The sequence below is a fragment of the Granulicella paludicola genome (assembly GCF_025685545.1).
Lineage (GTDB): Bacteria > Acidobacteriota > Terriglobia > Terriglobales > Acidobacteriaceae > Granulicella > Granulicella paludicola.
In genome coordinates, this window is the sequence record NZ_JAGSYC010000019.1 from 74662 (window position 1) to 96889 (window position 22228).

Annotated in this window: 19 protein-coding genes; 5 read left to right on the forward strand and 14 right to left on the reverse strand. The window is 59.2% G+C overall.

The window, feature by feature from the left end:
* Nucleotides 1-90 precede the first annotated feature (90 nt).
* The gene (locus OHL14_RS02830) at nt 91-3618 is read right to left on the reverse strand and encodes a TonB-dependent receptor (protein ID WP_263377793.1); all 3528 of its coding nucleotides are present in this window, start codon (nt 3616-3618) and stop codon (nt 91-93) included.
* 176 nt (nt 3619-3794) lie between these two features.
* On the opposite strand from OHL14_RS02830, the gene OHL14_RS02835 reads away from it, so the two are divergent.
* The 3 genes from OHL14_RS02835 to OHL14_RS02845 are packed head-to-tail and all read left to right on the forward strand — an operon-like array spanning nt 3795 to nt 6713.
* Nucleotides 3795-4877 carry a LacI family DNA-binding transcriptional regulator gene (locus OHL14_RS02835; protein ID WP_263377794.1) on the forward strand — a complete coding sequence of 361 codons (1083 nt, stop codon included), beginning with the start codon at nt 3795-3797 and terminating at the stop codon, nt 4875-4877.
* A gap of 22 nt (nt 4878-4899) precedes the next feature.
* Nucleotides 4900-5589 (forward strand): phosphorylase family protein, encoded by a 690-nt coding sequence (locus tag OHL14_RS02840; RefSeq protein WP_263377795.1) that lies wholly within the window; start codon nt 4900-4902, stop codon nt 5587-5589.
* Nucleotides 5590-5621: 32 nt separating this feature from the next.
* Nucleotides 5622-6713: an alcohol dehydrogenase catalytic domain-containing protein gene (locus tag OHL14_RS02845; protein WP_263377796.1), complete on the forward strand. Its 1092-nt coding sequence runs from the start codon at nt 5622-5624 to the stop codon at nt 6711-6713.
* 193 nt (nt 6714-6906) lie between these two features.
* Here the strand turns inward: OHL14_RS02845 and OHL14_RS02850 are convergent, their stop codons facing one another.
* From OHL14_RS02850 to ppk1, 7 genes are all read right to left on the reverse strand, one after another.
* Entirely contained in the window at nt 6907-7695 is a 789-nt protein-coding gene (locus OHL14_RS02850) for a cytochrome c oxidase subunit 3 (RefSeq protein ID WP_263377797.1), read from the reverse strand.
* A gap of 33 nt (nt 7696-7728) precedes the next feature.
* The gene (locus tag OHL14_RS02855; protein WP_263377798.1) at nt 7729-9426 is read right to left on the reverse strand and encodes a cytochrome c oxidase subunit I; all 1698 of its coding nucleotides are present in this window, start codon (nt 9424-9426) and stop codon (nt 7729-7731) included.
* Nucleotides 9423-10163, reverse strand: a complete 741-nt coding sequence (locus tag OHL14_RS02860) for a cupredoxin domain-containing protein (RefSeq protein ID WP_263377799.1) — start codon at nt 10161-10163, stop codon at nt 9423-9425. Before OHL14_RS02860 ends, OHL14_RS02855 begins: the two co-directional genes overlap by 4 nt.
* Before the next feature lie 10 nt (nt 10164-10173).
* Nucleotides 10174-10764, reverse strand: coding sequence for a pyridoxal 5'-phosphate synthase glutaminase subunit PdxT (gene pdxT, locus OHL14_RS02865; RefSeq protein ID WP_263377800.1), 591 nt, complete (start codon nt 10762-10764; stop codon nt 10174-10176).
* Between the two features lie 98 nt (nt 10765-10862).
* A complete protein-coding gene (locus OHL14_RS02870; protein ID WP_263377801.1) occupies nt 10863-11558 on the reverse strand; it encodes a lipid-binding SYLF domain-containing protein in 696 nt (231 codons plus the stop codon).
* A gap of 165 nt (nt 11559-11723) precedes the next feature.
* Nucleotides 11724-12707, reverse strand: coding sequence for a pyridoxal 5'-phosphate synthase lyase subunit PdxS (gene pdxS / locus OHL14_RS02875; protein WP_263377802.1), 984 nt, complete (start codon nt 12705-12707; stop codon nt 11724-11726).
* A 187-nt stretch (nt 12708-12894) separates the two neighbouring features.
* On the reverse strand, nt 12895-15192 hold the full coding sequence (ppk1, locus tag OHL14_RS02880) for a polyphosphate kinase 1 (protein WP_263377803.1): 2298 nt from the start codon (nt 15190-15192) through the stop codon (nt 12895-12897).
* A gap of 194 nt (nt 15193-15386) precedes the next feature.
* Here ppk1 and OHL14_RS02885 point away from each other — a divergent pair, with 194 nt between their 5' ends.
* Complete coding sequence (locus OHL14_RS02885) at nt 15387-15719, forward strand: hypothetical protein (protein WP_263377804.1); 333 nt, start codon at nt 15387-15389, stop codon at nt 15717-15719.
* A gap of 56 nt (nt 15720-15775) precedes the next feature.
* Here OHL14_RS02885 and OHL14_RS02890 read toward each other — a convergent pair whose 3' ends face one another.
* From OHL14_RS02890 to OHL14_RS02905, 4 genes are all read right to left on the reverse strand, one after another.
* Nucleotides 15776-16720: a COX15/CtaA family protein gene (locus OHL14_RS02890; RefSeq protein WP_263377805.1), complete on the reverse strand. Its 945-nt coding sequence runs from the start codon at nt 16718-16720 to the stop codon at nt 15776-15778.
* Between the two features lie 73 nt (nt 16721-16793).
* Nucleotides 16794-17642 carry a pyrroline-5-carboxylate reductase gene (gene proC / locus OHL14_RS02895; protein ID WP_263377806.1) on the reverse strand — a complete coding sequence of 283 codons (849 nt, stop codon included), beginning with the start codon at nt 17640-17642 and terminating at the stop codon, nt 16794-16796.
* Nucleotides 17643-17715: 73 nt separating this feature from the next.
* On the reverse strand, nt 17716-18690 hold the full coding sequence (locus OHL14_RS02900; protein WP_263377807.1) for a sigma 54-interacting transcriptional regulator: 975 nt from the start codon (nt 18688-18690) through the stop codon (nt 17716-17718).
* 118 nt (nt 18691-18808) lie between these two features.
* The gene (locus OHL14_RS02905) at nt 18809-19234 is read right to left on the reverse strand and encodes a BrxA/BrxB family bacilliredoxin (RefSeq protein ID WP_263377808.1); all 426 of its coding nucleotides are present in this window, start codon (nt 19232-19234) and stop codon (nt 18809-18811) included.
* Nucleotides 19235-19647: 413 nt separating this feature from the next.
* Here OHL14_RS02905 and OHL14_RS02910 point away from each other — a divergent pair, with 413 nt between their 5' ends.
* Entirely contained in the window at nt 19648-20691 is a 1044-nt protein-coding gene (locus OHL14_RS02910; protein ID WP_317890390.1) for a UDP-N-acetylmuramate dehydrogenase, read from the forward strand.
* Between the two features lie 164 nt (nt 20692-20855).
* Here OHL14_RS02910 and OHL14_RS02915 read toward each other — a convergent pair whose 3' ends face one another.
* Both OHL14_RS02915 and modB read right to left on the reverse strand, forming a co-directional pair.
* Nucleotides 20856-21554 carry an ATP-binding cassette domain-containing protein gene (locus tag OHL14_RS02915; RefSeq protein ID WP_263377810.1) on the reverse strand — a complete coding sequence of 233 codons (699 nt, stop codon included), beginning with the start codon at nt 21552-21554 and terminating at the stop codon, nt 20856-20858.
* The gene (modB, locus tag OHL14_RS02920) at nt 21547-22218 is read right to left on the reverse strand and encodes a molybdate ABC transporter permease subunit (RefSeq protein WP_263377811.1); all 672 of its coding nucleotides are present in this window, start codon (nt 22216-22218) and stop codon (nt 21547-21549) included. The genes OHL14_RS02915 and modB overlap by 8 nt, the downstream gene beginning before the upstream one ends.
* Nucleotides 22219-22228 lie beyond the last annotated feature (10 nt).

The following is a 22228-nucleotide window of genomic DNA, read 5'->3' on the forward strand; positions in this document are numbered from 1 at the left end:
TGATCCTAAGTAGTATGGAGTGCTACTGATGGAACGAGAGGGCGGCCCGGTTTGGCACGCCCTCTCGTGGTAACGTACGAGACCCAACTCTTAGAAGCTGAACCGTGCCTGGAAGCTGATCGTGCGCGAGCCAAGAGCTGTTGTGTCTTGTCCGAAGTTCGTAGCGGTGACATCCGTTGTGATGGATTGAGGGTTGAGATTAAGTAGGTTAAAGAGGTTGAGAGCATCCGCCCGAATCTCCAGCTTCGCGTTATCACCGAGGATGCGGTTGTTCGGAATGCCGAAGCCCTTGCTGATCGAAGCGTCGATATCACGATAGTTTGGTCCATCGAAGGAGTTGCGCGACAGACCCGGGCGTGGAGGCAGAGCAGCGTTGACGCCCGGGAACGTGCCGGTCATCGCAGCTGCAAAGTTCGGCACTGAGAAGTAAGGATTTCCCGTGTAGGCAACCTGGGTTCCAGCATTTCCATTGATGGTGGCTGTGGGCGAAGCTGCCTTGCCGCTTGCCGCCGCCGCCGCATAGTTGGGGAAGTTGCTGTTCGTTTCGAACGCCTTATTGCTTGTCCCCTTCTTGCCGCCACCCAGATAGTTAGGATAGAGCGTCGAGTAATTACAGTTGGAGCAGTATAGAGATTGAGCCGTGTGATATTGAGGTGTGAAGGGGAAGCCGGTATGCAAGTTCATGATGCCGCTCAATGACCAGCCACCGGCAATCTTCTCCAGCAGGCCGTTGCCATGGAAGATTACGGGCTGCCACAGACCAAAGACCTTCAGCGACTTTCCGATGTTGTAGTCCGAACGGCCATAGTTGTAGTACGGCTGGTTAGGATATGGACCTTCCTCGTAAGGACCTGAGCCATCGTCCATGCTCTTGGCCCACATGAACTGCGCATCGATGGAGTAGTGGTGCGAGAACGGATGCTTGATCTCGGCAAGGAATGCATTGTTGTTAGATCCGCCGCTATTGCCGTAGGTATCAATATTCGTGACCAGCGGGTTTAACGCGACACCCTGACCGATGGCCAAAGCGTTCGAGTTGTACTGCGTAATCAGGTGACGAGATGAGCTACCTTCATAGCCAACTGACGCCACAATCGCCTTGCCGAAGTCATACTCGGCGTCGAGAGAGTAGTGGTGCGAATACGCAGTTGGAAGCTTTGAAGGAAAGTTGGTGATCTGTGCATTGCCCGCCGTGGGAAGCCCAGCGGTGTTGAAGGTGGTGATGGTATGCGGATTCGAGGGATAACCATTAACGCTATGAATATCGCTCGAGACAGCGTAGAGAATATCGGCGCCGTTCGTACCCTGGTTCGTAGGGCTGCTGTACTTGAAGTCGACGTTGTTCGTTCCTGGAGGATTGCCACCACCGTTCGCAGATATCGCAATCTCTTCCTGGTTGAAGTTCAAGCCATAGCCGCCACGGACGACCATCTTGTTGTGGAAGGCCTCAGGACTCCAGTTGAATCCAAGCTGGGGCCCAAAGTTTCCCTTCTGCGGCGTCCATATATTGCCGCCTTGATGCAGGCTGAGCCCTGTGTATAGAGCGCTACCGCTGCCCAGCGTCACGATGCCGACGTTGTTCTGCTTGGTGTAGAGAGAGCCAAAGTAGGAGTAGCGAATTCCGGCATGGAGCGTCAGATTCGGACGCAACTTCCAATCGTCCTGAACGAATACGCCGAAAAGGTTCTCGCGGTCATCCTGGCGGCTGCCACCCACAGTACCGGTGGTTGAGTTGAACGCACCCGTCTCTTCCATCGGAGCATCGTTCAGGAAGTCCCACACGTTGTAAAAGTTGTATGCCGGGCTGTAGCTATAGATCGGATAGTTCAGATAGTGAAGCTGCGTGAAGTCTGCACCGAACTTGATCGTCTGCTGTCCGTGAATCTTTGTGGCAACGTCCTTATAGCCATAAGTCCACTGGTTCAGATCGCTGCCGAGGTTTACGCCAAACTGGGCGAGGCTGATCGAACCAATATTGGTCGTTAGCTTCGATACGGGCAGGCCGACAGGGGACTGCGGATTCGATGCGACTTCGTTCCACCGCCAGCCGGCAGCGTTGGCACGGGCTTCGTTCAAGAAAGTCGGCGAGAAGGTATGGTTCCAGATTACCGAGAAAGCATCGTTGATCTGCGCGTGGTGGAACAAGTTGTAGGCACGCGAGTCGGTGTTGTAGCTCGTGTTGCCTTGCGGCACCCAGTAGATGGTGAAGCTCAGGTGATCCTTCTTGGTGGCGTCTGCATCCATACGGCCGTTGTACTGGTGGTAGTACGAAGAGTAAGGCGAACTTGTCGCGTAGTCGGCGATGTCGGCGGTGTTTGTAAGACCGCCGCCGATGCCGGGGTTCGAAGCCAGCCCTGTGGCGGTGGTGTCCTGCGTGCCGCGCGCCGAGGTCACCGGCGAACCAATGTTCAAACCAGCGCCCGCAATCGTGCGGCAGTTTGTACCTTCGATCAGGCCGATGGTCGTGCAGGTCTCGTTATTGGTGATAATGCCCGTCGTGCTGACACCGTGACCGGGGAAGTTTGTATACGTGTTCGAGATGTAACCGGACGGCGCCAGAGCGTCGAAGGCAGCGGTGTCATACCAACCAGTGCCCGTGGCAGTTGAGTTATTTGGGGAGGACTCATAAGCGAAGAATGCAAAGATGCGGTTCTTCAGGATTGGGCCGCCGATGCTTCCACCATATTGATTGAAGCGGTTCGTATCCCGGATGGGGGCACCAGTTCCAGTCGAACGCTGGTAGGCATTCAGGCCAGGACGATGTGCTGCAAAGAAAAGGCTGCCGTGGAGCTGGTTGGTACCGCTCTTGGATGTCACTAGAGTTTGAGCACCGCTGAAGCGGCCGTTCTCGGCGTCATAGTCGTTCGTTACGATACGCACATTGTCGATGGAATCCTGCGTTGGCGTGATGATGCTGGTACCGCCCCAGACCGCGCTCACCGTGCTGATGCCATCGATAGCGATGCCATTGCTGCCATACTGGCCGCCGTTTGCGTTGGACTGAGGGCCATTCTCAGTGGGAGCCTGCCCACCGCCACCTGAGCCGCCTGGGCCCTGGTTTCCGGGGGTGTTATAAACACCACCGCCCGCGCCTTGTGAGCCGTCATTCACCACACCCGGCGCCAGTTGGCTGAGTGTGAACACATCTCGGTTTGAGGAGGGGAGATGTTGAATGTCGTTCGAGCTGACCGTTGTGCCGATATTCGAGGTGGCGGTGTCCAGTGCTGGTTCTGACGAAGCATCGACAGTCACCGTCTGGTCAATGCCGCCGAGCACGAGCTTGACTGTGACCGAGTTCGGCTGCTCCGGGATCAGTTGCAGGTTGTCGAGTACCTTCGTCTGGAAGCCAGGCTTTTCTACGGTGAGCTTGAAGCTATCTGCCGGAAGAGCGTTGAAGTTATAAACGCCGTCATCGCCGCTGGTGCGAACCTGCGTCGCGTTGTTGGCCTTGTCGATCAGGGTGAGCTTCGCGCCGGGAACCACGGCGCCGTCGGGGTCGGTCACCGAGCCCTGGATCGACGTGCGATATTGCGCATATGCGCTGCTGCTCATCAGGCAGCCGAGCACCGTCAGCGATCCCGCCATCAGCACGCGGCGGGCGTTGAATTTCAATTGCATACTTGCCTCCGTAAATCTTCATGGCCCAGCCTGTATCGCAGGCTGCCCGTCAGCATTACCAAGCTGTTTAGGCAAACGTTTGAGCCGAAAAAGACTATGAACCCCGAAAGTAACTCCTGTCAACCCTCTATTTTCCGAACTATCTAGTTCTTTGTCTCCTGTGAAAGACTTCAGACGTGGCCACGCCTCCGAACTCCCGCAAAAAAGACTCCCGAGGCAGTCGTCCCGGCGCGCCTGCTTCGCTCGCTACGCTCTCAGCTCATCTCGGCTTGTCCGCCGCAGCTATCTCGCGTGTGTTGAACGGAGTGCCCGCCGCGAAGTCGATTCCCCAGGCCACGCAGGAGCGCATTTTCGCTGCGGCCAAGCAGTTCAACTACCGTCCGAATGTGCTGGCTCGGTCGCTTCAGCGGGGACATTCGCTCACTGTTGGCGTACTCGTCCCTGAAGTCTCCGAGGGCTACGCAACGCTTGTGCTCTCTGGCATCGAGCAGGCACTGCTACAGGCGGGGTATTTCTATTTTCTGATCAGCCATCATCATCGCGAAGAGCTCGTCGCACGTTCCATGCGTATGTTCGAGGAGCGTTCGGTGGACGGCATGATCGCTATCGATACGGTGCTGCATGAGACCTCGCACCTGCCCACCGTGACCGTTTCCTGCCCCTTGCAGCAAGAGAGTGTTACGAACATCGTGTTGAATCATCGTCGCGCTGCTGAACTGGCCTTCGATCATCTCGCGGGGCTCGGCCACTCCAGCATCGCGGTCATCAAGGGCCAGCAATTCAGCTCAGATACAGAACCGCGCTGGCAGGCGATCCGCCACGCCGCAACCAAGGCGAAGATCGCGCTTGATCCCAAGCTCGTGGCACAGCTCGAAGGCGACGCCCCCACAAGCGAGCCGGGTTACTTTGCGGCACAGCGCCTGCTGGCGTCGAATGTGCCTTTCAGTGCAATTTTCACGTTCAACGACGTCTCTGCGATCGGCGCCATTCGCGCTCTGCGAGAGGCAAACCTGCGTATCCCTCAGGATGTATCGGTGGTCGGTTTTGACGACGTGCAATCGGCGGCCTTTCAGAACCCTGGCCTCACGACGGTTCGCCAGCCGCTGCGAACCATGGGCATTCTTGCAGCCGAGTCGCTCGTGCATCAAATCGCCGCGCCGGCCGATCACGTCCCAGCCAAGCAACTTATGGTTGATCCTGAACTCATCGTGCGGGAGTCCACTTGTCCGCCGCCGGCACGCAAGTCGTCTCGGCATTGAGCCGCCGTAGAATAGAGGCTGCATGTCCGCATCCATAGCTATCATTGCCGCACTGCCGCGCGAGATCGCCTCTCTCGTGCGCGGCACTCGCCCTGACGCCGCTTTGCTGTCCTCGGGAATTCATCTCTACCGTCTGCCGAAGGCCATCGTGGTGGCTGCGGGTATGGGTCCATCGAGAGCCTCAAGCGCCGTAGAAGCTGCTCGTGCCGTAGCCGACATCACGACGCTGATTTCCGTAGGCCTTGCGGGTTCCTGCGTGGCGTCGCTTGCCGCCGGAGAGGTCGCCGAGATTGCGACGGTCATCAATACCAATACTGGTGAGCGCTTCGCCACGATAGACAGCGCGCAGTCTTACATACTCGCGACAACCGAAACCATTGCCAGCGTCCACGAGAAGATGCGGCTCGCTGCTACTTACGGTGCAAGTCTCGTCGATATGGAGGCTGCGACGGTTGCTCGTCTCGCAACTGCCCACGGTCTTCGCTTCCGAGCGATCAAAGGTGTTTCCGACGCACACGACTTTGAACTTGCCTCGCTCAGTCGCTTCGCGGGAAAGCACGGCAGCTTCCGCACCGGAGCTTTCGCACTACACACGGCGCTGCGGCCCCACACGTGGGCGAAGGCTGCGAAGCTCGGAAGTGATAGCAATCGCGCATTGGAGCGCCTGCATTCGCGGTTGCTGGAAGTGATTGGGAGCGAAGATTTATCCTAAACCCTAGAACGACAGGCAGCAGAAAAGGACTCATGCAAGAGACACTTCCCAGCACCATGCAGGCCGCGGTCTACCGCGACATCGACACCGTTATTCCTGAGACGATCGCACTTCCTGAGATCGGCCCAGGCGAGGTTCTCGTCCGGATCGACACCTGCGGTATCTGTGGGACCGACCTCAAGAAGATCCACACGGGGTCGCACTCTGCTCCGCGCGTCTTTGGACACGAGATGGCAGGCACCGTCGCCGCGGTTGGTGGAAATGTGAGGGGTTTCGCCGTTGGAGATCGTGTGATGGCCTTCCATCACATCCCATGCGGCCATTGTTTCTACTGCCGCAAAAAGACCTTCGCTCAGTGCGAAACCTATAAGAAGGTCGGCACCACTGCCGGAGTCGGGGTCGCGGCGGGTGGTGGCTTTGCTCAATACATTCGCGTGATGGACTGGATTGTTGGCGACGGTGTTACGACCGCTGGTCTGATACATATCCCTGATGACATTCCGTTTGAGCAAGCTGCTTTCATCGAACCGGTCAATACCTGCTTCAAGGCGATCAAGCTGCTCGAGCTGCAGGCGGATGATACTGTGCTCGTGATCGGGCAGGGAAGCATCGGTATCATCCTCGCCGCGCTCGCAGCACAGACAGGTGCAACTGTTCTCACCTCAGACATGTACCCTGAGCGCCACGCTATCGCTGCACACTATGGCCTCCATCATCCGCTCGATGCTCGAGGGGATGTTGTAACAGCCGCCAAGGCTGTCACGGAAGGACGTGGAGTCGATGTGGCTCTGGTTGCCGTCGGTGCCGACAAGCTTATCCAGCAGGCAATGGATGCGATCCGCCCCGGTGGTCGCGTCATGCTCTTCGCGAGCACACAGCATGGAACGGCTCCCTTCGATCCAGCGGCAGTCTGCATGGATGAGAAGACTCTGATGGGGTCTTACTCTGCATCTGTTGCGATTCAAGCGGAGGGCATCGATCTGGTCTTCGAAGGCTACCGATCAGGCAAACTCGATCTTACGAAGCTCATCTCGCATCGATTTACCCTGGATGAAGCTGCGGAGGCGGTCCACCTCGCTTCAAATCCGCAGCCTGATTCGATGAAGATTGTGCTGAAGCCCTAGCCCGCAGCGGAGTCACTGTGGGCGATTGCCTTGCGACTCCGCAACAGAATAAAGACGCCACCCGCAAACAATGTCGCCCCGGCCCCGCCTAAAAGTTCGATAGCGTGCCTATAAGCCGCCTGAACTACCGGTGGCGTAGCCCGCGTGCTGTCGAGGCACTGTGCACAACCTTGCAGTGCCAAAGTTGCCAGGCTCACTGGCCAAACTCCAGAAGAGCAAAAAGGAACACCCACAGCACGCCCATCACGTGCCAGTACCAGACAGTGCCATCCACCAGCACCTGCCGCGTCAGCATCGAGCGCGAACGCCAAAGTACCAGCAGTGCGCCGATCAAGGCGCCAATGCCGAGGAACAGATGGACCGCGTGTGTCACGGTAATCAGGTAGAAGAAGTGACTGCTCATGCTACTGCTAAAGAAGACACCCTGCGCTGCCAGTTGCCTCCATGCCATCCACTGCCCGGCGAGGAACATGCTTCCCAGCACGAGCGTTAGTCCCAGCCAGATACCAGCCCGGCCTGAGACCGGTCGTCCCAGCCCCAGCCACTCGTCCATCGCCAGCTTCTCATCGAACATGCGCTGCCGAGCGATCTCCGCCGTCAGCGAACTCAGCAGCAGGATCGCTGTGTTCTTCCAGAGGATCTCCGGGATGACCGTCGCCTTCCAGCTATGGACATAGACGCCGTAGGCATCGAAGTGACCACTCGATTTATCCACGAAGAAAATGCTGACAAGCGCGACGAAAAACATAAGGTCGCCACCCAGGGCGAAGAACAGTCCGACGCGAGCAGCGGACAGCCGTTCCCGAGGCCCACGCCGTCCCTGAGGACGATTGCTCCAGTTCTCCCCGTCGCCATTGCCGCCGGTGCGCTTGTCTGTCGGCGGCCTGCGCCCGCCGTTGTCGCCATCGTTCACGTCGAGATGGCGGTCGGTGCCGCGATCGTGTCTGCGGTCGATCTCCGGCGGTGTCAGGATAGTCGGCATAAGTGACCCCACACTTGCGTCTAGAACAACAGATTACTCCGCTTCGTGCTGCAAAGGAATCTCTGGCTTCCACTGAGGCGAAAAACTTTCACCGCGTGCGCCATACTGACACGGTTCCCGATAGACGCGGATCAATTCATCCTCGTCCGCCGGTTGCGGCGCCCACTCCAGAGTCGTTGCCTGCCACGGATTTTCCTCCGTCATCGAAGGCTGGCGGGCCGTCTTCAGGATGTTCCAGAAAAAGAACACCTGCGACACCGCCAGCAGCAGCGCCGAGTAAGTAATGTGTCGCTGCATCGGCATGGTCGCGCTCAGTAGGTCGTTTGCAGGCTTCACAATACCGTTGAGCTGTGCATAGTGCCGGGGCTCGCCACCGAGGCCAGTCAGGTGCATTGGCAGAAATGTTGCATAGGCCCCGGCAAGCGTACACCAGAAGTGGACCTTACCCAGCGGCTCGGAGAGCTGCCGATGAAACATCAACGGATACCAATAGTAGGTCGCGCAGAGTAGCCCGAAGACACCCGCCATCGCCATGATGAGGTGAAAGTGCGCCACGACAAAAAACGTGTTGTGCAGGTACTCATCGAGGATCGGCTGAGCGAGGATCGGTCCGGACAGGCCTCCGGTTACGAACAGCGACACGAATCCCAAGGCAAAGAGCATCGGTGTCGTCAGTCTGATCTGCTTTGACTTCGACCCCCAAACAGTCGCGATCCAACTCAGCACCTTCGCCGCGGAGGGGATCGCAATCGCGAGCGAAGCCACGCTGAACACCGTTCCGGCGAACGGATTCAGCCCTGCCACAAACATATGGTGACCCCAGACAAGTATCCCCAACAGCCCAATCAAGAGCGTTGTGGCGATCATCAGCTTGTACGCGAACACCCTCCGCCGCGCAAAGTTTGCCAGCACCATCGACGTCAGCCCCATTCCTGGCAGCACCGCGATGTAAACCTCCGGGTGTCCGAAGAACCAGAACAGATGCAGCCACAACAGCGGGGAACCGTCGCCGCGATGCGGAATCATTACGCCGTTAATCCACTCGTTCGCCGGGACGAAGAAGCCGCTTTGTAGATGCCGATCGCAAAACAAGAGAACCAGCGCGGCCAGCAGCACGCTGAATGCGATGACGCTAAGCATCGCCGCAGTGAACCATCCCCACACCGTAAGCGGAAGTCGTTCCCAGGTCATGCCCTCGCACCGCAGCTTCACAATCGTCGTCAACGTATTTACGGCGCTGATGGTTCCGGCGATGCCGAACAGTGTGATGCTCGCCAGCCACAGATCCATCCCGAAGCCTTGTCCCGGTCCAGCCAGCGAGCTCTCCGACAGCGGCGGATACGCTGTCCAGCCACCGATGGGAGCGCCACCCGGAACTATGAATGCCGAAAGCAACACCAGTAGAGCCACCAGCATCAGCCACATGCCTGCAGCGTTCCAACGCGGAAACGCCATGTGACGGGTGCCAATCTGTGCGGGCAGTATCAAGTTTCCGAACCCTGACTGGGGTGCAACGGTCAGCACGAAGAACAGCATCAGCGTGCCATGCATCGTCACCAGCGCGAGGTACTCCTCCGGCAGCACCGGGCCGTGCAAGGGCAGTGACCAATCCGGCCAGGTAAGGTGCAGCCGCATCACGAGCGACAGTCCCGTACCTACCGCCACCGCTATCGACGAAATAAGGAGATAGCCGAAGCCGATGATGCGGTGGTGCGTTGAAAAGATCTTCATCGCTGCACCTCGTGCGTCTTCGTCCAGGTCTCGAACTCATCAGCAGTCACAACCCGTAGCACGGCCTGCATGCGGTAGTGGCCCAGGCCGCAAACTTGAGTGCAGAGAATGGCATACTCGCCGGGAGCCGTGGGCGTGAAGTGAAGATGCGACGCCTGCCCTGGTACGGCATTCTGTTTCAGCCTCATCTCCGGCACAGAGAAGCCGTGGATTACATCGAGTGACCGCAGCGTCAGGTCGACCTCGCGGCCAGCGGGCAGCACCAGCTGACTCGTCACGATGTCATCCTTACCTTTCTCGTCAACGGGATCGATCCCCAGCGGATTGCCGCTCCCCGCCGAGATGAGCGAAAACTTCGTCTGCCCGAAGGCCGCATCTTCTCCCGGATAGCGGAAGTACCATGCAAACTGCTCCCCGGTGACCTCCACTTGCATCGCCTCAGGCGCAGCGCCGACATATCGTTGAGCGGACCACAGCTGCTGCGAGCGCACCGCGAGCCATCCAAAGACCGCGATCAACACGACCAGCGGCAGGTACTCCTGCATCGCCACAGACGTACCCTCGCTGCGTCTTCGCACAGCCAATCCCGCCAGCAGCAACACGTGAGCCAGTGCTGCGAGCCCCAGCACGATCCATAGGTTCAGTAGCAGGTGTGTGTCCAGCGCAGGTCCATGCAGCGCAGCATCACGCGGCAGGAACCATCCATGGCCCGGCGTGTTTGCGACTGCAAGTGTCATGGTTACGATTTTACTTTGCGCTTTCGGCAGCTACGATCTCGAGGAAGTGTTGGTGTACACGTGTGTCGTCGGTGAGCTCAGGGTGGAAGGTGGCTGCCAGCAGACGTCCTTGTTGCACCAGTGTAGGGAAGCCATCGCGCTCGGCAAGGACCTTAACGTCCGCGCCATGTCTGCTGATCCGCGGCGCACGGATAAAGACCATCTCCAGCGGGCCGCCGGGAAGGGAGGTTTCTTCGTTCAAAATGACAGAGTCGTTCTGGCGACCGTAAGCGTTGCGCTCCACTGTCACATCCAGAACCGCGAACGACCTTTGCGGCGGATTCGTTACTTCGTTTGCAAGCAGAATGCAGCCCGCGCATGTTCCAAATACCGGATGCTTATGCACATATTCGTTCAGCACGTCGTAGAAGCCCACCCGCTCGAGATTCTTCAGGAACGTTGTCGATTCGCCGCCAGGAATCACCAGGCCACCCAATCCGACGAGTTCCTCGGGTTTGCGCACGAGCCGCACCTGTGCGCCCAGCTCTTGCAGTTTTTTTGCGTGGACATCGAACGCTCCTTGCAGCGCCAGTACACCGATCACCGTCTCCGTTTTGCTCATTCTCTCTAGTCTACGCAAATCTCCATCTTCCGAAGATCGGTCCATGACGAACTACGGCCTCCCCGAAGGAAGGCCGTAGGAGTTGCAAGATGAAGTTCTTACTGATTCTTTGCTTCGTGGAACATCATCGCTACTGTGCGCATGAAGTGCATCGAGGTAGCATGCGGACGGACATCTCCCGCCAGAATCTTCTGGTAGGGAACGTCATGACCGTAGTATTCCGCGGTGTCGTCCTGGTTCTGGTTCACAACGTCGCCCGTGAGATCGACCCCAGCAAACAGACCCTTGTTACGCGAGTAGGTCAGGAAGCCGGTGTTCGCGAGCACTGAGGTGGAAGCCTGCGAATCACGACCCACCGGGCCGGCAGCAGCGGAGATGTCACCACCGAGCTTAACCTTGTCATGCAGCAGACGATCGAACGCATCGTGCGTCACAGCCACGAGTACGAGATCTGTGGACTGACCACCAATCTGGAAGCCAAAGCTCGCACCGGTGATCTGGATGAAGGCAGGTGCGCTCCAGCCATGGCCTGTGCGGCACGTTACAACGCCCTGGCCGTACTGTCCGCCCACAACGAAAGCTCCCTTTTTGTAGCCAGGAATTACGGCGACGCAGGTCGCGTGCTCAGTGATGTTCAAGGGAATTCCCTTGTCGGGTGTAGCCATCAGCTCGTGCAGAACTTCATGCGCGTGTTCGATGCGCTCATCGAGCTTAGCCTTGTCGGCAGCATGGGCAGCAACGGTCGTGGTGCCCGCGATCAGGAAGAGACATGCGATGTGTGCAAACTTTTTCATGGTGAAAGATCCTCGTTAGCGTACGAATCAAATCTCGTTAGCAGTTATTCCGATGCGATAGAAATCGCGCGAGTTGTGCAGGATCGAATTCTTCACAGAAAAAGAATGCCCCGAGACTCCATTACTGGAAATCTCGGGGCTTGCTGTTCAGGCAGATAGAAAGTCTTACCAGCCGCGATTCTGCATCATGTCGGCGTCCTCGATCATTCCAACGGCAAGTCCCTTCATCGCTCCCAGGCAGTCCTCGCTGGCCTGAGCAATGATCGCTGGATCGTTGTAGTGCGTGGCGGCCAGAACGATCGCCTTGGCACGACTCTCAGCTTCGGCACGCTCTTCCGGCGAGAGGAAATTGCCTGCTGGATCAAGCCCGACCTCAAGCCGAATATTGCCTTCCTTCATGAAGATGCCAGAGCCCACGAACACCGTCTCCGCGCCTAGCTGCATCATCAGCGCGGCGTCGGCAGGGGTTGCGATTCCGCCAGCGGAGAAGTTCGGCACCGGCAACTTGCCGGTCTTGGCTACCATCACCACCAGCTCGTACGGGGCACGGAGGTTCTTCGCTGCAGCGTAAAGCTCCTGATCGCTCAGCACGGTGAGCGCCTTCATCTCACTCGTAATCTGACGCATGTGCTTTACAGCGTGAATTACATCGCCTGTGCCAGGTTCACCCTTGGTGCGAATCATCGCCGCACCTTCAGCAATGCGGCGAAGCGCTTCGCCCAGGTCCTTCGCTCCGCATACGAATGGTGTCTTGAAAGCATGTTTATCGATGTGGTGAAGCTCATCGGCAGGCGTCAGAACTTCGCTCTCGTCGATAAAGTCTACCGACAGAGTCTCCAGTACCTGCGCCTCGACGAAGTGGCCGATACGGGCCTTCGCCATCACCGGGATGCTCACGGCCTTCTGGATGGCCTTAATCATGCCGGGGTGCGACATGCGGGCTACACCGCCTTGCGCGCGGATCATAGCAGGCACACGCTCAAGCGCCATTACGGCCACCGCGCCAGCCTGCTCAGCGATGATCGCCTGGTCGACATCCATGACGTCCATAATGACGCCACCCTTCAACATCTCAGCCAGGCCGATCTTCAGACGCAAACCCGCGCCATTGCCATTGTGTGAGCCGTTGCCGTTGCCATTGAGTGCCATCGTGGAAGTCTCCTTCTGCGCGAACAACCATTGAAATGTCTGCGCCAGAATGCCAGTTTAGCAGTTTTACGCTCCCTCCGTCCGACCTCCGCCAGCTGCATTTCACGCGCCGCAAGATTCAGCCCGAGAGGTTCATCCGTCCATCCTCTTCAAGCCAAATCCCCCACCGTTCGCCCGGCTCGACGTCCTACTCCGCTCCAGTCACCATCGCCTCCGCGTCAGCCTTCACGGAGCCCTTCAGCGTTGTCGCTACCGGCAGCTGTGCGCCCAGCCGCATCTCCGGATCAGAGGAAATCCTCATGAACCAGTCCTGTGCGCTAAGGCGATTCGGTTTCTTCTTTCCGCTCGACGGCACGCCCTGAGGAGCGCGAACATGCGAGCCGTCCGGCTCCAGGAGTCGCGCCTTCACGTCGTCACGCAGATATGCCTCCAGGATCTCATCCCTCAGCCTGCGCTTTGCTGCCTCGTCTGTAACAGGAAAGACTACCTCGCAGCGCTCGTACAGATTGCGCGACATCCAGTCGGCGCTGCCGCAGTACACCTCTTCCATGCCGCCGTTCGCAAACCAGAAGATGCGGCTGTGCTCCAGAAACCTTCCCACCACGGAGCGCACCCGAATCCGTTCGCTTAGCCCCTTCACGCCTGGTCGCAGCGCGCACATACCCCGCACGATAAGGTCGATATCAACGCCAGCCTGGGAGGCCGTGTAGAGAGCTTCGATCGTCGGCTCATCCAGCAAGCCGTTCACCTTCGCGATAATCCGTGCCTTCTGACCCTTACGAGCATGTTCCGTCTCGCGCGCGATCAGTCGCAGCATATCTTTTGCAAGAGTTACAGGAGCCACCAGCAGTGGCCGATACGCCTCGCTGCCCGCCTCCCACTCTGCCGTCAAATAGCGGAATACCTTCAGCACGGCCTCGGTCAGTTCCGTACGCGCAGTCAGCAGGCTGATGTCGGTGTAGAACCGCGACGTCACCGGGTTGTAATTGCCTGTGCCCAGGTGTGCGTAGCTTCGCACGACACCATCGGAGTCGCGCCGCACAATCAACGCCAGCTTGCAGTGCGTTTTGTAGCCATAGATACCATGAAACACCTGCACACCAGCATCTTCCAGCTCACGCGACCAGCGAATGTTTGAAGACTCATCGAAACGCGCCATCAACTCGACGACGACGGTCACGTCCTTGCTCTGCGCACCCTCACGCAACGCGCTGAAGATCGTCGAATCCGCACTCGTCCGGTACAGCGTCTGCTTGATCGAGATCACGGCCGGATCGCTCGCACCGGCCTCGATGAACTCCTCAACCGTGTTGTAGCTGTCGTACGGATGGTGCAGCAGAATGTCGCCCTTGCGCAGCTCCGCAAAGATGTTGCGGCTTTGTTCCAGCTTCAACCTGCGGCCATGGAACTCGGGAAACTTCAGCGTCTCTTGCTTCACTGCGCCGTACAGCGAAAATAACCGCGACAGACTTACTGGTGCCGTCGTTGGGAACACCTGCCAGGCGTCCAGCTCGAAGTTGCTGCGGAGCCGCTCGACGATCTCCTCGCTTGCGCCGTCTTCGATCTCCATCCTTACCGCATCGCCCTTGCGGCGGTTGTGCAATTCCCCCGCCACGCTCTCCAGCAGTGAGCGGCTCTCTTCTTCCTGCATGTAGAGATTGCTGTTCCGCGTCACACGGAAGGTTGCACGGTCCAGAATGTTATAGCCGCGAAACATGCTTTCGAGGTGCGCTTCGATCAGATCCTCCAACCGCAGAAAACCGTGGCGCCCATCGCGCTCTGGCAAAGCGATCAGCGTTGGCAGCGCCCGCGGGATCGTCACGACGCCGATCACCTTCGGATTGCTGCCGCCTTTCGAGCCAGCCTTCGTCCGTCGTTTATGACGCAGCAACAGCGCAAGGCACAACGCCTTATTCAGCACCCGCGGAAACGGATGTGCCGGGTCCAGCGTCACCGGCGTCAGAAGCGGATCAATCTCCTCATGAAAGTACCGCGCAGCAAAGGTGCGATCCGCCTCACGCAACTGCTTCCATTGCACGATCTTGATCCCCGCTGCGCTCAGCGCCGGGCTGACCTTCTTGTTCCAGCACTCGTCCTGCTCCTTCGAGAACCCATGAAGCAGCCCTTGAAGCTTTTCCAGCCGCTCGTCCTGCGTCAACCCGCCCTCGTCCGGTGACTGCGGCAGGCCCAGATTCTCTTCCATCTTCTGCAAAATGCCAGCGACACGAATTTCGATGAACTCATCCAGGTTGCTCGCCGTGATCGCGAGGAACTTCACGCGCTCCAGCAGTGGATTGGTCGCATCCTCGGCCTCCTGCAGCACCCGGCGGTTGAACTGCATCCAGCTCTCGTCGCGATTGATGAACCGCCCACCCGGTAGGTTCTTGGCAGATTTGCCTCTTGCCGCAACGCTGCGCGTAGAAATAGCTGCTGGCTTGGCGGCGATAGCCTTGCTGGTCTTTGGAGTCGTCTTCTTCGTCGTCATGTCTTTCGTTGTCCGGTCCTGAATCTCTTTTTAAGCTGCACCGAATCTACCCCAGCTCATGTCAAAGGAGTGTGACTGTCAGGCTACAACTTACAGCAATCGTAGACAGGAGCCGCCGCATGGAACAGCTGCAACCTATCTGCAAGGGAAGCATCTAAGTTAGTAACGCTACATGCAGTTACAAGGAGAGATCGATGTTCCAGCTCAAACTTCCAGCACTCGCACTCGCAACCGCCTTCGTTGTCAGCGCAGCCTCGCTCCACGCGCAGATCGGTCAGGATCTGAAGAATGCTGGGCACGATACCGCCGATGCGACCAAGACTGCAGCCCACAAGACCGCCAACGGAACCAAGAAGGTCTACCACAAGACCGCGCATGGTACGAAGACTGCTGCAAAGGATACCGGCCACGCCACCAAGGTAACCGCTGGCAAGACCGCATACAACACGCGCAAGGTAGGCGATAAGGTTGCCGACAAGCCGACCCCGCCGAAGAGCGAAGATCCGCACTACAGCAACCCTCACTAAATCCAGCGTCTCAAGGCCCCCACCTGTGCTGCACTAGCACACGGGTGGGGGTTTTGTTAGGCGGGAACTCTGCTATCTACTCTGATCGATACCCCCCGCCGTCTGCCGAGAAACACGCTGGAGCACGCCGCCACCAGCGCGATCCAATAAAGATCTGCTCCCAGTAGATGCAGCACCTGCATCCAGGTCGGGGCCAGCAACAACACATCCGCCGCGCCCAGCACAATCTGTGCCACGATAAGCGCCAGCACCCAGTGCCCAATCTTTGATCGCAGGTTCAGGCTCAGCCAGATCGCGCACCCCAGAGCCACAGCGGCTGCCGCCGGATGCATCCATCGCATCCTAATTAGTAGGGGAGCGTGGGCGGCGAAGTCCGCCAGGAGAGCACTCTGCAGGTCGGGAGAAGGGAAAAGTGTGTCCGCCAGCGCCGCTACCGCTCCAGTAGCTCCTACAAACAGTGTGCAAAACAGTGCAGTCCACGCAACCGCTCTGGAGCGCGCGTCCAGCATCACGATCTCTCCGTCGCGCAGCCACCACCATGAGAGCGTCATCGCTGCCAGTAGTAGGAGGGTGTTCGAGAAATGAATGCCCTGAACGACGACACGCATCGTCGATGTGTTGCCCTCGACGTAGCCACCTTTAACCAGAACCGCCCCTAGCAGGGCCTCGGTCAACAACAGGATGCCCGTCCAGGTAACGGCCTTCCGACTTCGGTGACCAACCGGCCGGGCCAGGTACGTCCAGCCGACCAGCGCCACCACCAGCCAGGTAATCACGCCGCTCATCGACCGGTGGGCGTATTCGATCACGGTTGCAAGTCGCGGATGATGCGGGAAGAAGTCTCCATTGCACAGCGGCCAATGGTTGCCGCATCCGTTGCCTGAGCCAGTCGCGCGTACCACCGCGCCCTGGAGAATTACCAGAACCATAAAAGCTACGACGCAGGCGGCGAAACCGCCGATCCCGCGCCCCCGCCTTAACCACGTCACAATCGAAGCCATGGCTTCGATTGTATTCCCGCATGAGGCCCTGCTTTTGTGTCCGCGATCACGTTCCCGCGTCGAAAACCGGCCATCAACCCAGTTGCTTGGCGCGCTCCGTAGCTCGCTTTACCGCTTTGATCAGCGTTACACGCAGGCCGCCTTCTTCGAGCTCGAGGATGCCATCGACCGTGCATCCCGCAGGCGTAGTCACTTCGTCCTTCAGTAGCGCTGGATGCGATCCCGTCTCCAGCACCATCTTCGCCGCGCCATAAGTCGTCTGCGCAGCCAGCAGCGTTGCTACATCACGCGGCAGCCCGACGTTCACACCGGCTTCCGCCAGGGCCTCGATGATGATGTAGATAAACGCCGGTCCAGAGCCCGAAAGCCCCGTCACTGCATCCATATGCTTCTCGTCGACGACGACCGCGCGCCCTACCGTCTCGAAGATCCTCTGTGCCAGCGTCATCTGCTCGTCGGTCACATGCGCTCCGCGACAGAGCGCGGTCGCTCCTGCACCGACCTTCGCGGGCGTGTTCGGCATGGAGCGCACAACGCAAGCTTTCGCCCCGGCGGCCTCTTCCAGCGCACTGATCTTCACGCCTGCCGCCAGCGAGATCAGCAACGCTCCCGGCTTCAGCGCTCCCGCGATATGGCGCACCACGTCGCCCATCTGCTGTGGCTTCACGCCCAGCAGCACGACGTCTGCGCCGGTCACTGCAGCAAGGTTGTCAGTGGTCACTGTCACGCCGTATTGAAGGCTCAGTGCTTTGGCCCGACCTTCGTGCGCGACGGTCGCCACAATCTGCTCAGGGGCAAACAGGCCGCTATCCAGGAATGCCTGCAGCAGAATGCCGCCCATCTTGCCTGCGCCCAGCACTGCCACCCGCAAACTTGCGGGGGCCGCCTCTACTACTACTCGCGTCTCAGTCGTCAAACTCATCCCTCGAAGGTATCAAACAAAGCCTTCGCCGGTAGGGTTGGCTTCAGGGAAGCGCAACACGGTGCTCGCCAGCTTATCCCGCCATCAAGAGATCCATACACTCGCCCGCGTCCAGCATGCGGTACAGCGTAGACCGACTGATTCCCAACACCTCCGCGGCCTTCAACTTGTTCCCGTTGCACGCCAGCAGCACGGCCCGCACGTGTTCCTGTACCACGCGGTCCAGCCGAACCAGGCGGGTGTCTGCGGTAACAACCTCCTGCGAGCGCCCTCCGGCTTCCACCGCCGCCAGCATATCCGCAGCGGACAGCATCGTGCCGGCTCGGTGTTCCATCAGCCACTCGAGAGCTGCGTACATCTGAGGCAGGTTTCCCGGCCAGGCAAACTGTCGTGCGGCTTCCAGAAACTCATCGGAGATCGTCACTGGGAGAGAACGTACTTCCTGCGTCGCCTGCGCCAGTCGATGCTGCTGGAGGCGACAGTGAAGCAGCATGGGAATATCCGACGCGCGCTCCCGCAGGGTCGGCAACGCCATGCGCAGAGAGCCCAAGCTTCCCGCCAACTCCGGCAAAAAGAAGCCGGCGCTGATATAGGGCTTCAAGCCGCGCCCTGTAAAAGCCACAATCCGCGGCGATTGTCCAACCTGCATTCGCAGCGTGCGCAACAACCCTTCCTGCGCCGCGCGCGACAGTCGCTCGGCCTCGGGCAGATAAATCAGACCTTCCTTGGCCGCTTCCGTGCCGCGTCCGGCAAAGCGAGTCTCCGCGTCCGGCGCGTCCAGCTCTACGAACTTCAGATCCTGTAGCGGAGACATGTGGTGCAGCATCTTCGCCACGGCGTCCTCGCCGCAGCCTCGTTCGCCGGTGAGCGAGAGGCATCGGAAGTACGGCGCGACCCGGCGGACATGCGCCCGCATCTGCATACTTGCCGGACTGTCGCCGAGTAGAGAGGAGGCGCTTGGATCGAGCTCCGCAGCCCTTGGACTTAGTGCCGGTCGCATCGAGCCGAACGGCGCAGCAAACTTCAGGATTTGATCATCATGGCCCATACTGAGCTCTCTATCGGCTCATCCGCCCGCGGCGTTCACCTGTCCCAAAGCGCAACACGTACACGCGAAGAGGCCCGGCGATTTCGCCGGGCCTCTCTGCGTATCGTTCTTGTGTTTCTTAGGCGGAAGCCTTTGCGCAGTAGGTGTCGAAGGCGCGCGTCAGTTCGCTGGCAATCGCGGGTGCTGTCGAGCTCTCGATCGCCGAGCGCTGCATCAGGTACACAAGCTGGCCGTCGCGGAAGAGCGCGATCGACGGGCTTGTGGGCGGATGTCCCTGGAACATGCTGCGAGCGCGGTCGGTTGCTTCGCGGTCCTGTCCGGCGAACACCGTGATTGCGGTATCGGGCTTGGTCGCTCCCTGCAGAGCCAGACGAACGCCGGGGCGCATCTTGCCAGCTGCGCAGCCACAGATCGAGTTCACTACGACCATCGCTGTTCCGGGCTTTGCGAGCGCGGCATCGACAGCTTCGGATGTGCGGGCTTCTTCGATGCCTGCTTTGGTCAACTCTTCACGCATCGGGATAATCATCAACTCTGGGTACATTTTGTCTCTCCTCAACTATTGGTCGTTAGCGAACCTGACTGTTTGATTGTACGTTTTATCAGAGGATGCGACAAACTTCGATGGTCGTCGAAGCGTTTGAGTGGCATTGAGGTGGATACCCCCGCCCCCCATACCTCAGGTCCTAAAGTCTTCAAGACAGGGACGTTGAGGGACGTTCTTGGCGGGCTAAGTCCAGACAAGGAGAACGCGGCTTGTGCGCTCGATCCCTTTGTGTTTTCAACCCTATCTCTATTATAGTCAGCCGGAACTGAGAAGATACAAATACTTTTAAGAGAGAAAACCCTTGTGGATGTTGACGATTGTGGCTTGCGGAGGCTGATGGGGGCTTGACAGCATTCGAGGGTACGCAGGGACGGTGGCAACGCTGATACTCACCGAAGGCACGTATATCCTTGACCACGATGCTTACTGTGCTTGAAAACCAGCCGCTTGCGCCGCTGACGACCTTTGGGATTGGCGGGGCCGCCCGGTATTTTGCGGCGGCCCGGAGCGAGAGTGATGTAACGGAGGCTGTGGCGTGGGCGAAGGAGCGGGGACTGCCGCTGTTTGTGCTGGGTGGCGGGAGCAATCTCCTGGTGAGCGATGGGGGTTTTCCGGGGCTGGTGCTGCATATCGATATTCGCGGCGTTGCGCAGGACAAACCGTGGAGCCCGGATTTTTGTGTCGGTGCCGGAGAGGTGTGGGACACCTTTGTCGATGCAGCAATCGAGGCGAACTGTGCGGGGATCGAGTGCCTGGCAGGGATTCCCGGCCGTGTCGGTGGCACGCCGGTACAGAATGTGGGTGCTTATGGGCAGGAGGTCTCCGAGACGATCCGGCAGGTGCGGGTCTTCGACACGCAGACTTTGGAGTTTCTGTGGCTGAGTAAGGAAGATTGCCGGTTCCGTTACCGCGAGAGCATCTTCAACACGACCGAGCGTGGGCGCTATATTGTGACTGCCGTGGTCTTTCTGCTGCACTATGGCGCGCCGACGCTTGCGTACGTTGAGCTTGCGAAGCGGTTCGAGGGGCGAAAGCCAAGTCTGCGCGAAGTTGCCGAGACCGTGCGGGAGATCCGGCGTGGGAAGGGGATGCTACTGGTGGAGGGTGATTCCGATTGTCGGAGCGCGGGGTCGTTCTTCAAGAACCCGATTGTGCCGATCGAGATGGTGCCTCGTGTTGCGGGTGCAGTTGGCGTCGCCGCCGAAGCGGTTCCGCAGTGGCTGGCCGGAAGCGGCAAGGTCAAGCTGCCTGCGGCGTGGCTGCTGGAGAAAGCTGGATTCACTAAGGGGTTCGGTGAAGGGGCGGCGGGGATTTCCTCACGGCATACGCTGGCGCTGATCAATCGGGGTGGGGCCACGTTTGCGGATGTGGAGCGACTGCAGAATGAGATTATCGCCACAGTGCGGGAGAGGTTCGGGATCACGCTGGAGCGGGAGCCTGTGCTGGTGGGGTGACCTCCTGCGCGGTCAAACAGTCGAACTCGCGGGCAGGAATCGTCGAGCCTCTGTGATGCTATTGGCATCCTCGGGGTCCTTCGGCTGCGGTTGGCGCAAAGTGCGCCCCAACCTTCGCTCAGGATGACGGTTTTTGAGGGATTGGTTTCAGGGGCAGTTACAGACTAGGCTTCGAATCCGAGCACACGGCGCATGCGGGCGCACTCTTCGGCCAGGACCAAGCGAGCGGTTCCGCGTCCGGTGATGCGGCCTGCTTCCATGCGCACTACGTCGGCGTCGAGGAGGAGAGCTTCTTCTACGTCGTGGGTAACGGAGAGGACGGGAACACCTTCGGCTTCTGCGCGCTCCTGCATGCGGAGCAGGAGGTCGTCGCGCATGCGGCGGTCGACGCCGGTAAAGGGCTCGTCAAGCAGGAGGAGACGGGCGTTGGGGACGGCGAAGGCGCGGGCGAGGCTGACGCGCTGCTTTTCGCCGCCAGAGATGCCGCGCACGGACCGAGTTCGCATCGCACCCAGCACGAAGAGGGCGAGGGCCGCATCGACTGCGGTGTTCGATGCAGCTGCAAATCCAACATTTTCCTGAACGGAAAGGTGAGTGAATACGGCTGCTCCCTGCGGGGCATAGGCAATTTTCCGCCGATGCACTGGAGTCTTCGTGAGATCGACCCAGCCGTCGCCCTCGCTCCGTTGGAAGCTCACATCAAGCTCCGGCAGCAGCCCACAAGCCGCGCGCAGGACAGAACTCTTTCCGCTGCCTGAGGGGCCGAAGAGAACCGTCCACGGCGCACTCAGCTCCAATGCGACCTCCAGCCGCACGGCTCCTCGCGATCCCGCCACCCGCAGTTGATGATGAACGTCAGCCAAGCTGGCTCCTTCGCGCGTTGGCAGCCCGCGCATACAGGAGCAGAAGCGCAAAGAACGACATTGCGACGAGCGCCAGCGCCGTACGGCTTGCGGCGGGATAGTTCATTTCCTGCACCAGGTCGAAGATGGAGATTGAGAGAGTTCGCGTCACGCCCGGAATGTCTCCGCCGATCATGAGCACCACGCCGAACTCTCCCACGGTGTGAGCGAAGGTGAGGACCGCCGCTGTTACGAACGACATGCGTGCCAGCGGAAAGATCACGCGTTGAAACACCCGCCAGGGAGAAGCTCCTAACACCCGGGCTGTTTCCACGACTCCGGGGTCGACACCCTCAAATCCCACTACCAGCGGCTGTACCGCGAACGGCAAACTGTAGATCACAGACCCTACCAGCAGTCCCTGAAAGGTAAACGCCAAAGGATGCCCCAGCGCCTTCACCAGGATGTGTCCCAAGCCGGAGGCAGGTCCCATGCCCACCAGCAGGTAGTAGCCGAGCACGGTCGGCGGCAGCACTAAGGGAAGCGCAACTGTTGCTTGAGCTATCTTACGCAAAATGCTGTTTTCACTTGCGATCCACAGCGCCAGCGGAGTGGCGATCAAAAGCAGGCACAGTGTCGTCAGCCCAGCCAGTCGCAGCGTTAAGACGAGCGCGGAGGTCTCCATAGAGGCCCCA

What these genes read in the sequence shown, in the direction of transcription:
- OHL14_RS02830 (WP_263377793.1), bottom strand. Translation starts at nt 3,618, where the DNA reads ATGCAATTGAAATTCAACGCCCGCCGCGTGCTGATGGCGGGATCGCTG.
- OHL14_RS02840 (WP_263377795.1), top strand. Translation starts at nt 4,900, where the DNA reads ATGTCCGCATCCATAGCTATCATTGCCGCACTGCCGCGCGAGATCGCC.
- OHL14_RS02845 (WP_263377796.1), top strand. Translation starts at nt 5,622, where the DNA reads ATGCAAGAGACACTTCCCAGCACCATGCAGGCCGCGGTCTACCGCGAC.
- OHL14_RS02850 (WP_263377797.1), bottom strand. Translation starts at nt 7,695, where the DNA reads ATGCCGACTATCCTGACACCGCCGGAGATCGACCGCAGACACGATCGC.
- OHL14_RS02855 (WP_263377798.1), bottom strand. Translation starts at nt 9,426, where the DNA reads ATGAAGATCTTTTCAACGCACCACCGCATCATCGGCTTCGGCTATCTC.
- OHL14_RS02860 (WP_263377799.1), bottom strand. Translation starts at nt 10,163, where the DNA reads ATGACACTTGCAGTCGCAAACACGCCGGGCCATGGATGGTTCCTGCCG.
- pdxT (WP_263377800.1), bottom strand. Translation starts at nt 10,764, where the DNA reads ATGAGCAAAACGGAGACGGTGATCGGTGTACTGGCGCTGCAAGGAGCG.
- OHL14_RS02870 (WP_263377801.1), bottom strand. Translation starts at nt 11,558, where the DNA reads ATGAAAAAGTTTGCACACATCGCATGTCTCTTCCTGATCGCGGGCACC.
- pdxS (WP_263377802.1), bottom strand. Translation starts at nt 12,707, where the DNA reads ATGGCACTCAATGGCAACGGCAACGGCTCACACAATGGCAATGGCGCG.
- ppk1 (WP_263377803.1), bottom strand. Translation starts at nt 15,192, where the DNA reads ATGACGACGAAGAAGACGACTCCAAAGACCAGCAAGGCTATCGCCGCC.
- OHL14_RS02885 (WP_263377804.1), top strand. Translation starts at nt 15,387, where the DNA reads ATGTTCCAGCTCAAACTTCCAGCACTCGCACTCGCAACCGCCTTCGTT.
- OHL14_RS02890 (WP_263377805.1), bottom strand. Translation starts at nt 16,720, where the DNA reads ATGGCTTCGATTGTGACGTGGTTAAGGCGGGGGCGCGGGATCGGCGGT.
- proC (WP_263377806.1), bottom strand. Translation starts at nt 17,642, where the DNA reads ATGAGTTTGACGACTGAGACGCGAGTAGTAGTAGAGGCGGCCCCCGCA.
- OHL14_RS02900 (WP_263377807.1), bottom strand. Translation starts at nt 18,690, where the DNA reads ATGGGCCATGATGATCAAATCCTGAAGTTTGCTGCGCCGTTCGGCTCG.
- OHL14_RS02905 (WP_263377808.1), bottom strand. Translation starts at nt 19,234, where the DNA reads ATGTACCCAGAGTTGATGATTATCCCGATGCGTGAAGAGTTGACCAAA.
- modB (WP_263377811.1), bottom strand. Translation starts at nt 22,218, where the DNA reads ATGGAGACCTCCGCGCTCGTCTTAACGCTGCGACTGGCTGGGCTGACG.